8 protein-coding genes are annotated in these 9,281 nt (G+C 62.7%); 1 reads left to right on the top strand and 7 read right to left on the bottom strand.

Annotated elements, in window-relative coordinates; translation table 11 throughout:
• The 7 genes from V7116_RS25940 to V7116_RS24240 all read right to left on the bottom strand — a co-directional run.
• A partial coding sequence (locus V7116_RS25940; RefSeq protein ID WP_349258560.1) for an SDR family NAD(P)-dependent oxidoreductase occupies positions 1–131 on the bottom strand: 131 nt, incomplete at its 3' end.
• Positions 132–327: 196 nt separating this feature from the next.
• Complete coding sequence (locus V7116_RS24265) at positions 328–1,332, bottom strand: ABC transporter permease (RefSeq protein ID WP_324394579.1); 1,005 nt, start codon at positions 1,330–1,332, stop codon at positions 328–330.
• Positions 1,329–2,348, bottom strand: a complete 1,020-nt coding sequence (locus V7116_RS24260; RefSeq protein WP_324394578.1) for an ABC transporter permease — start codon at positions 2,346–2,348, stop codon at positions 1,329–1,331. Before V7116_RS24260 ends, V7116_RS24265 begins: the two co-directional genes overlap by 4 nt.
• 4 nt (positions 2,349–2,352) lie before the next feature.
• Positions 2,353–3,864 (bottom strand): sugar ABC transporter ATP-binding protein, encoded by a 1,512-nt coding sequence (locus V7116_RS24255; protein WP_324394577.1) that lies wholly within the window; start codon positions 3,862–3,864, stop codon positions 2,353–2,355.
• 121 nt (positions 3,865–3,985) lie between these two features.
• Positions 3,986–5,881, bottom strand: a complete 1,896-nt coding sequence (locus tag V7116_RS24250; protein WP_324394576.1) for a substrate-binding domain-containing protein — start codon at positions 5,879–5,881, stop codon at positions 3,986–3,988.
• Positions 5,882–6,050: 169 nt separating this feature from the next.
• Entirely contained in the window at positions 6,051–6,746 is a 696-nt protein-coding gene (locus V7116_RS24245; RefSeq protein WP_324394575.1) for a D-lyxose/D-mannose family sugar isomerase, read from the bottom strand.
• A 247-nt stretch (positions 6,747–6,993) separates the two neighbouring features.
• The gene (locus V7116_RS24240) at positions 6,994–8,022 is read right to left on the bottom strand and encodes a LacI family DNA-binding transcriptional regulator (RefSeq protein WP_324394574.1); all 1,029 of its coding nucleotides are present in this window, start codon (positions 8,020–8,022) and stop codon (positions 6,994–6,996) included.
• 310 nt (positions 8,023–8,332) lie between these two features.
• On the opposite strand from V7116_RS24240, the gene V7116_RS24235 reads away from it, so the two are divergent.
• A partial coding sequence (locus tag V7116_RS24235) for a DUF6786 family protein (RefSeq protein ID WP_324394573.1) occupies positions 8,333–9,281 on the top strand: 949 nt, incomplete at its 3' end.

The raw sequence follows: 9,281 nt of genomic DNA, 5'->3' as shown, positions 1-9,281 counted from the left end.
AGTTCTTCGCGGCGGCCCACCAGGATCACCCGCGCGCCCGCCTCGACGAAACACCGGGCGATGCCCAGGCCCAGGCCGGAGCCGCCGCCCGTGATCAGCGCCGTTTCGTGCTCGAGAGAAAATGCCGTCATGAGTTCACCCGCTTATCGATGTTGAATGCCGCAGCGTTCCGGCTGAAGGCGGCGTTTTGCGCAGGCGCTAATCTTAACATTAATCGCTGTATGTAAAAAATCTTGCGCGAGGCAGCGCGGGGGATAAAACATCCGCGACCTGGGGGGCAGGTCGCGGATAAATGGGGGATAACGATCCGGTGGGGCCGGGATCGGATTAGGTGCCGCGAAAGACGCCGCCGAAGCGGTGGCGCAGGGCCTCGATGCCCAGCGCGGTGATGATGATCATGCCGACCGCGACGTACTGCCAGTACGCGCCGACGTTGAACAGGTTGAGCGCGTTGTTGATCACGGTGAAGAACATCGCGCCGGTAAACGTGCCGAACAGCGTGCCGGAGCCGCCCTTGAGGCTCGTGCCGCCGACGACCGCCGCCGCGATGACGCGCAGTTCGTAGCCTTCGGCCATGATCGGCTGCGCGGAGGAGAGGTAGCCGGTCAGCGCGACCGCCGCCAGCCCGGTGCACAGCCCGACCAGCGCGAACGCGAAGATCTTCACGCGGTCCACGGGGATGCCGCCCACGAAGCTCGCGTTTTCGCTGCTGCCCACCGCGCGGATGAACCGCCCGTAGGTCGTGTACTGCATGATGCCGTAGAGCACGACGTAGGTCACGACCATGATCACGAACGGGATCGGCAGGCCGAGGAAGTCGCCGGTCCCGATGTTGCGGAAGGCTTTATTCGTGACCGGCACGACCTGCCCGTCGGTGATGATGAAGCCGATCGCCAGATAGACGTACATCATGCCCAGCGTGGCGATGAAGGCGGGAATCTTGATCTTGGTGACGACCAGCCCGTTGGCGACGCCCAGCGCCGTGCCCAAAACGACCGTCAGCAGCACGGTGGGCAGCACGTTGATATCGGGCAAAACCTGGGCCAGCACCACGCCGCACAGCCCCAACAGGCCCGCCACGGACAGGTCGAACGCGCCGTTGATGATCAGCAGCGTCATGCCAGCCGCGCCGATCCCGGCAAACGACGCCTGCCGCAGCACGGAGAGGATGTTCGCTTCCTGGCGGAAGTTGTCGTTGGTCAGGCTGAGGCCGATGACGACGACCAGCAGCAAACACTGAATGGTGTATTGGGTCAGGATGCGCTGAATCCAGTAGAGCGGGCCGCGCGGCTGGGCTTCGTGCAGAGCGGACGCATCAGTTATGGCGGTCATCGCACACCTCCCGAGACGACGCGCTTGATGACGGCGCGGCGCGCGGTGTCGAGCGTCAGCGCCAGGATGAGCAGCAGCCCCAGCGCGAGATACTGGTAAAACGGCGGGACTTTCAGGATGTTCAGGGCGCTGTTGATCGCCGCGATGAGCAGCGCGCCCAGCAGCGTGCCGGGCAGGTTGCCGCCGCCGCCCGCGAGGCTGGTGCCGCCCAGCACGGTCACGGCGATGGCCTGTAGTTCGAGACCCTTGCCGAGCGTGCCGTCCACGAACAGAAGCTGCGCGCTGAGCATGATGCCGGACAGCGCCGCCGCCATGCCGACCAATCCGAAGACGATCACGCGCGTGAGGCCGATGCGCAGGCCGGTGGCGCGGGCGGCGTTTTCATTGCCGCCGATGGCGCACACGTGCCGTCCAAAGGGGGTATGGCGCAGCAGCACGTAAAAAACCAGCAGGGTGACCAGCGCGATGATGAACGGCATCGGCAGGCCCAACACTTTGCTGGTGTTCAGTGCGGCGAAGTCGTCGTAGCCCATGATCAGGATCGACTGGCCGTCGGTGTAAAGCAGCGCCGCGCCGCGCAGCACGCTCATCATGCCCAGCGTGGCGACGAAGGCGGGCACCTTCAGGCGGCTGATGATCATGCCGTTGACCACGCCGATCATCAGGCCGATCAGCAGCGTCGCGCCGATGGTCAGCGGCATGCTGGTGCGCGTCAGCAGGTCGGCGGCGATGCAGGCCGTCAGCGCCTGGTTGGAGCCGACCGACAGGTCGAGATCGCCCATCGCCACGGCGATGGTCATGCCCAGGCCGGTGACGGCGATGATCGAGCCGGTGATGACGATATTGTTCAGGTTGTTGACGTTCAGGTAGACCGGCTTGATGGCGGCCATCACCCCAAACAGGACCAGCAGCATGACCAGCACGCCCAGGCTTTCAAAGACCTGGAAGAAGCGCAGGATGAAGGGCAGCGGCTTGTCTCGTGGTGGTGCTGCGGGAGAAGCGATTTGAGTTTCCATCACGTTATCCCTCTAGCTTCTTGTGAGCGACGGCGCAGGCCAGAATGTTGTCTTCGGTGATTTGCGATCCTTCGAGCACCGCCGCGACATGGCCCGCGCTCATGACGATGCAGCGGTCGCTGACCTTGACCAGCTCCGGCACGTCCGACGAGCTGACGATCACGGCGCGGTGTTCCTGGGCCATCTGGCGGATCAATTCGTGGATCTCGACCTTCGTGCCCACGTCTACGCCGCGGCTCGGCTCGTTGAGCAGCAGAATGCGCGCCTGGCTGACCAGCGCGCGGCCCAACAGCACCTTCTGTTGGTTGCCGCCGCTGAGGGTGGAGACCAACTGCGTGCGGCTGTGCGCCTTAATCGAAAGCTTGTCGCGGATCTCCTGGTACTTGCTGCGCTCGGCGGACAGCGCCAGGAAGAAGCGCGCCAGGGCGCTTTCGTCGTAGCGAGGGCGCTTGATCACGAGGTTGTCGATCACGTCCAGATCGGGGAAGATGCCCTCCAGCTTGCGATCTTCAGGCAGCATGAAGATGCCCTCGCGCAGCGCCTGCATCGCGTTGCGGATCACGGTCGGTTTGCCGTCGATGGCGATCTCGCCGCCGGACGGCGACTGGATGCCGAACAGGGCGCGCATCAGTTCCGAGCGGCCCGATCCGATCAGGCCCGCTATCCCGAGTACTTCGCCATAGTGCAGGTCGAGCGACGCGCCGCGCAGGGTGGGCGGCACGGTCAAGTCGCGCACGGAGAGGGCGGGGCGGCCTTCGGGGTCCGCGCCCTTTTCCACGACGTAATCGGCCAGCTCGCGCCCGAGCATCATGGTGATGATGTCGTTTTCGGTCAGGCCCTGCACGGCGCGCGTATCGACGCGGCGACCATCGCGCAGGACCGTCACGCGATCCGCGATGCGGAAGATCTCCGAGAGCCGGTGCGAGACGTACAACACCACGACGCCGCGCTGGCGCAGGCTGTCGATGATCGAGAACAGGCGCTCGACTTCGGCGCTGTTGAGGGCGGCGGTCGGCTCGTCCATGATCATCACGCGGAAATCGCGCGAGAGCGCTTTGGCGACTTCGACCAGTTGGAGGTCGCCCACGCTCAAATATTCCACACGCAGCCGGGGCGACAGGGACAGCCCGAGTTCGGCCAGAAGCTCGGCGGAACGGGCATTCATCTTTTTCCAGTCGACCAGACCGGTTTTGAGTCGTGGCTCGCGCCCGAGGAAAATATTCTCAGCGATGCTCAACTGGGGAATGAGGTTGAATTCCTGGTTGATGACGCTGATTCCTGCCGACTGCGACTGTAACGGATTGTCGAACTGGACGGTCTTGCCGTTCATGACCAGCGTGCCGGATGTTGCCTGATATTGGCCCGCGATGATCTTGATCAGCGTACTCTTACCGGCGCCGTTTTCGCCGACGAGCGCATGGACTTCGCCAGGGATCAGCTCCAGATCGACGTGGTCGAGAGCCAGCACCCCGGGAAATTGTTTGGTGATCTGTTTCACCTCAAGGATTGGTTCCACGACGCAGTTCCCCTTACTCGTTTCGTGCTGTGTGTGGCAGTCTGTCCTGAATAGATCAAAGGTCGGGTTGGGCGTGTGGCCCGGCTCTCCGGGCCACACGTTGTTTTACCTGGAACTGCGCTTACTGCATGAAGTCCGCGACGTTGTCCGCCGTCACGACATCGACGGGGAAGTAGATCGAGCGGGTTTCTTCGTCAGAGTACTCGATCGAACCGCCGTCGAGCAGGGTGATGGCCGCTTCCACGGCGGCACGGCCCTGGCCGTAGGGATCCTGGCGGATGGTGGCTGACATTTCGCCCGCTTCGATCAGTTCGAGCGCGGGGGCGTCACCGTTGAAGCCGACGAGCACGATGTCGCTCACGCCGTTGAGACCGGCAGCCTTGAGCGCCTGGGCGGCACCGATGGCCTCGGGGTCGTTGGTGGCGTAGATGGCGGCGAGTTCGGGGTTAGCCGAGAGCGTGTCCTGGGTGACCTGATAGCCGCCCTGGACCGTGTCGTTGCCGTTCAGCGAGGCGACGATTTCGAAGTCGTCGTGCAGGGCGATCTCGTCTGCGAAGCCCTTGGCGCGTTCTTCACCGACTGCCGAACCGGGGTGCAGTTCGATGACCAGAACCTGCTTGGTGCCTTCCACGTCGCTGAGCTGGTCCACGACGTACTGCGCCGCGAGCTTGCCGCCCTCGTAGTTGTCGGACAGCACGAACGCGTCGTAGTCGCCTTCCGCGCCGACGTCACCGATGATCACGGGGATCTTGGCTTCGTGCGCGGCGTCGATCGAGGCGGGCAGGGCCGACGGCTGGACCGGGGAGACGACCAGCGCGCTGATGCCCTGGTTGATCAGGTCGAGGCTGCCGGAAACCTGGGTTTCCTGGCTGCTCTTCTGGTCGGAGAGCACGAATTCCGCACCGGCGTCTGCTGAAGCTTCTTCCACGCCGCGCGCGTATTCCTGCCAGTACGGCTGCTGCATGTCGTACACCGAGTAACCGACGATGAACGGATCTTTCATTTCGAAGGCCGACTCACCCGCCGGTTCTTCGGTCGCTTCGCCGCCGCCCATGAAGTCCGCGACGTTGTCCGCCGTCACGACATCGACGGGGAAGTAGATCGAGCGGGTTTCTTCGTCAGAGTACTCGATCGAACCGCCGTCGAGCAGGGTGATGGCCGCTTCCACGGCGGCACGGCCCTGGCCGTAGGGATCCTGGCGGATGGTGGCTGACATTTCGCCCGCTTCGATCAGTTCGAGCGCGGGGGCGTCACCGTTGAAGCCGACGAGCACGATGTCGCTCACGCCGTTGAGACCGGCAGCCTTGAGCGCCTGGGCGGCACCGATGGCCTCGGGGTCGTTGGTGGCGTAGATGGCGGCGAGTTCGGGGTTAGCCGAGAGCGTGTCCTGGGTGACCTGATAGCCGCCCTGGACCGTGTCGTTGCCGTTCAGCGAGGCGACGATTTCGAAGTCGTCGTGCAGGGCGATCTCGTCTGCGAAGCCCTTGGCGCGTTCTTCACCGACTGCCGAACCGGGGTGCAGTTCGATGACCAGAACCTGCTTGGTGCCTTCCACGTCGCTGAGCTGGTCCACGACGTACTGCGCCGCGAGCTTGCCGCCCTCGTAGTTGTCGGACAGCACGAACGCGTCGTAGTCGCCTTCCGCGCCGACGTCACCGATGATCACGGGGATCTTGGCTTCGTGCGCGGCGTCGATCGAGGCGGGCAGGGCCGACGGCTGGACCGGGGAGACGACCAGCGCGCTGATGCCCTGGTTGATCAGGTCGAGGCTGCCGGAAACCTGGGTTTCCTGGCTGCTCTTCTGGTCGGAGAGCACGAATTCCGCACCGGCGTCTGCTGAAGCTTCTTCCACGCCGCGCGCGTATTCCTGCCAGTACGGCTGCTGCATGTCGTACACCGAATAACCGACGATGAACGGATCTTTCTTCTCGTAACCGGAATCGCCCTGGGCGAATACCGTACCGGCGCTCATTGCCACGAGAACGAGGCAGAACACGAACCAATTAAATTTACGCATTGTTGCAAACTCCTCAGGGTTAGTGCTGTTTTTCAAAAGACAAGCGAAGTGAAATGGCATCCTGGGTAATATATGCGCTAATAAGAACTCCTTTCTATCCTCTCACCGCTTGCCCGGCGAATTTGTTTCGGGGCCAGCGGCGAGCACTCCCTCGGCGCTAGAAACTCAATTACTTGCCGGACAATTTGTCGATGTTCGGATAATCCCCGAACAGAAGGTGGGTGGGAGGCTCGTCTTCGATGACGTCCGGTAGGCGTCCTGTGGCGGTGTAGAAACGGTTGTCCACGCGGTCATCCCCGACGGTCGAAACTTCGCCCAGCAGGGTCATGCCCGTGCCTTCTTCGCCCCAGAACTTGTGATACTGGCCCGGAACCAGGGTGATGCTCTGGCCGGGGGAGAGGCGCACAACGCCGCCCGGCTCGACGGTGACCTTCTGGCCGTCCATCGTGACGGTGGTCGGTTGGTCGGAATAGGTCCCGTCTTCGTTCATGCCGTACAGCTCGATCATGACGTTGCCGCCGCCGCGATTGATGATGTCTTCCATCTTGCGGTAGTGGGTATGCGAGGGCAGGATCTGGCCTTCTTCCTGGATCAGAATGCGCTCGCAGTAGGGTTTGACGTACTTGGGGTCGTTGAAGTTGCCGTTGCGCAGGGTGAACAGCAAAAGCCCGACGCTGTGGAAATCGCCGCTGCCAAAGTCGGTGACGTCCCACCCCAGCATGTTGTCTTTGATCTCGTCGAACTCAGGCCCCTTCGTCTTCCAGTCTTCCAGCGACCAATAGGCGAACATGGGGAGCTTGAAGTGCATCTGCTCGACGAACTCGATCCCCTTGTCGATGATTTGGTTTAGCTCTGAGCGTTTCATACGACTATCCACCTTCTAGATGTGACATAGATGCAACGAACTAACCATGTCTCGCACGGTTGCGAGATGGTAAATCACGGCTTCGAGTGTCGGCCTCGCGCGGCGGCGGGCACAGGCGCTGGTAGATTGCGTTACGGTGTGTCGCTGGGGATTCAGTGCCCTGTAAACGCACTATCAGCTAAGTATTTTGCGTGCGATCTTTTTTCCAAAGACGATCCTTTTTCTAACGCCCGGACGTGCTGATGGGTCAATCCGATGCTGCCGGTCTGCCGGTCGAGCTGCGGACGACGAGGCGCGGCTCGCAGACGACCTGCGACTGTTCCGGTTCCTGGCCCGACAGGATGTCCAATAGAATTTTGATGCCGATCGTCGCTACATCCACCAGGCTTTGGCGCACGGTGGTGAGCGGAATGATCTGGTAGCTGGACAGCTCGATGTCGTCGATGCCGACCACCGAGATGTCGTCGGGGATGCGCAGGCCCGCTTCGATGATGGCGCGCATCGCCCCAATCGCCATGCGGTCGTTGCCCGCAAACACGGCAGTCGGGCGCGGGCTGGCCTGGAGCAGGGAGCGCATCGCCTGATAGCCGGATTCGGCGGTCCAACTGTCGTCCCCACAGGCCGAGATCGCCGGGGGCAGGCCGTGCTGTTGGATCACATCCTGATACCCCTGGAGACGCTCGCGCGAGAGCAGCAGGTCCATCGGCCCGCTGATGTGCGCGAAGTGCTTGTGTCCCAGGTCTATCAGGTGCTCGGCCACCATGCGGCCCGTCTTCATGTTGTCGAGGATGACGGACGGTCCATCGTAGTTGTTAGGAATGCGGTCGATGGCGACGACCGGGATGTTGGCCTCTTGCAGCGCCTCAAGCCCGTACATCTCGTCTTTGGTCGAGACGAACAGCAGCCCGTCGATCCAGCGCTGGGTCGCCATGCGAATGTAGTTCTTTTCGCGCTCGAGATCGCTGTGCGTGTTGTAGAGCAGCAGGCTGTAGCCGGATGCGTGCGCGTAGTCTTCGACGATGTTCGCCATCGAGGCGAAGAAGGGGTTCGTGATGTCGGAGACGACCAACGCGATGGTCTGCGTGGAGCCGGTGCGCAGGCTGCGGGCGACGGTATACGGGCGGTAGCCGACTTCCTCAATGGCAGCGAGGACGCGTTCGCGGGTTTCGTCGGAAATGGTTTCTTTGTTGTTGATCGCCACCGAGACCGTCTGGACCGAAACTCCGGCCAGCTTGGCGACGTCTTTCATCGTGGCACGCTGACGTTTCCGTGGCATGGTGTTCCCTGTAAGTGTAGTTCCACGGTACAATTAATCTAAATGCTTCATCGCGATCTGAACGATCACGTGAACGATCAGATCGTACAATGACTTCGTTTTGAAGTCAAGTGAGTCATATTAAACTGATAAAAAACAGCCGCCTCCCCCGCCGGTTTTTTAGTGCCCGGTCAGGGCCGGAAAGTCTCCTTTCCATGCTGACCGCGCAGGTATAATCAGCGCCTGCAAACCGTTCGTGCCGGGGCCGCACTCGCGGGAGTGCGCGGCGGCGCTGATCTGCGGCCTTCACTGGTCCACTGGAGCTTCTGTCATGAATCACCGAATTACGTTCAAACAGGTCGCGACGCGGCTGGAAGAGCAGGCCGTGCCGTATGCGGTCATGCCGCTGCAAGGACAGGCCCGGCTCGTGCTCTCCGCACGCGGAGGGCGGGTGTATGGGCCGTTTTGGGATGGCGACGGCGAGAGCCTGTTCTGGGCGCCGGAGGCGTTCGCGGCGCGGGAGACGTTCGACGCGCTGATCGCGTCGGGGCACTGGAACATCGGCGGCGAACGGATGTGGATCGCGCCGGAGATTCAGTTCATGGTGACGGATCGCGCCGACGTGCCGGGTACGCTGTTCGTGCCGCCGCAGATCGATCCCGGCGTGTACGCGCTGCACCAGTCCGGTTCGGCGCAGTGGACGCTGGTGCAGGAAATCGCGCTCGACGCCTACGTGCTGGCGTCGGGGCGGAAGTTCCTGAGCGTCGAGCGCACGCTGGCCCTCGCGCCCGATCCGCTGCGCGGCCTGGATGCGTACGGCGATCTGCTGGACGGCGTGCGTTATGCGGGCTACGAGCAGACGGCCACGCTGGCGGAGGGCGCGCACGACGACATCACCAGCCAGACGTGGTTTTTGATTCAGGTCAACCCCGGCGGCGCGATGATAATCCCCCATACAGTGCCGGGCCGGATCACCAACTACTACGATCCTGTGCGGCCCGAACTGATCGACGTGCAGCCCGATCACGTGCGGCTGGCGATCACCGGGCACGACCGCTACAAGATCGGCTATCACAGCGCGTTCCTTGCCGGGCGGCTGGGGTACGTGGCCCCGGCGGGGCCGGATCGCTCGGTGCTGATCGTGCGCGGCTTCTTTAGCAACCCGTCCTCGATCTATTCGGAACAGCCGGAGGAGATCCCCGATTATTTCGGTGACTCGGTGCACATCTACAGCGACGACGGCGGGCTGGGCGGATTCGGGGAACTGGAATGCGCCGGGC

This window comes from Aggregatilinea sp. (assembly GCF_036822615.1).
GTDB lineage: Bacteria > Chloroflexota > Anaerolineae > Aggregatilineales > Aggregatilineaceae > Aggregatilinea.
Note: the sequence above shows the minus strand (reverse complement) of the source record. Positions and strands in the feature narration are given on the sequence as shown.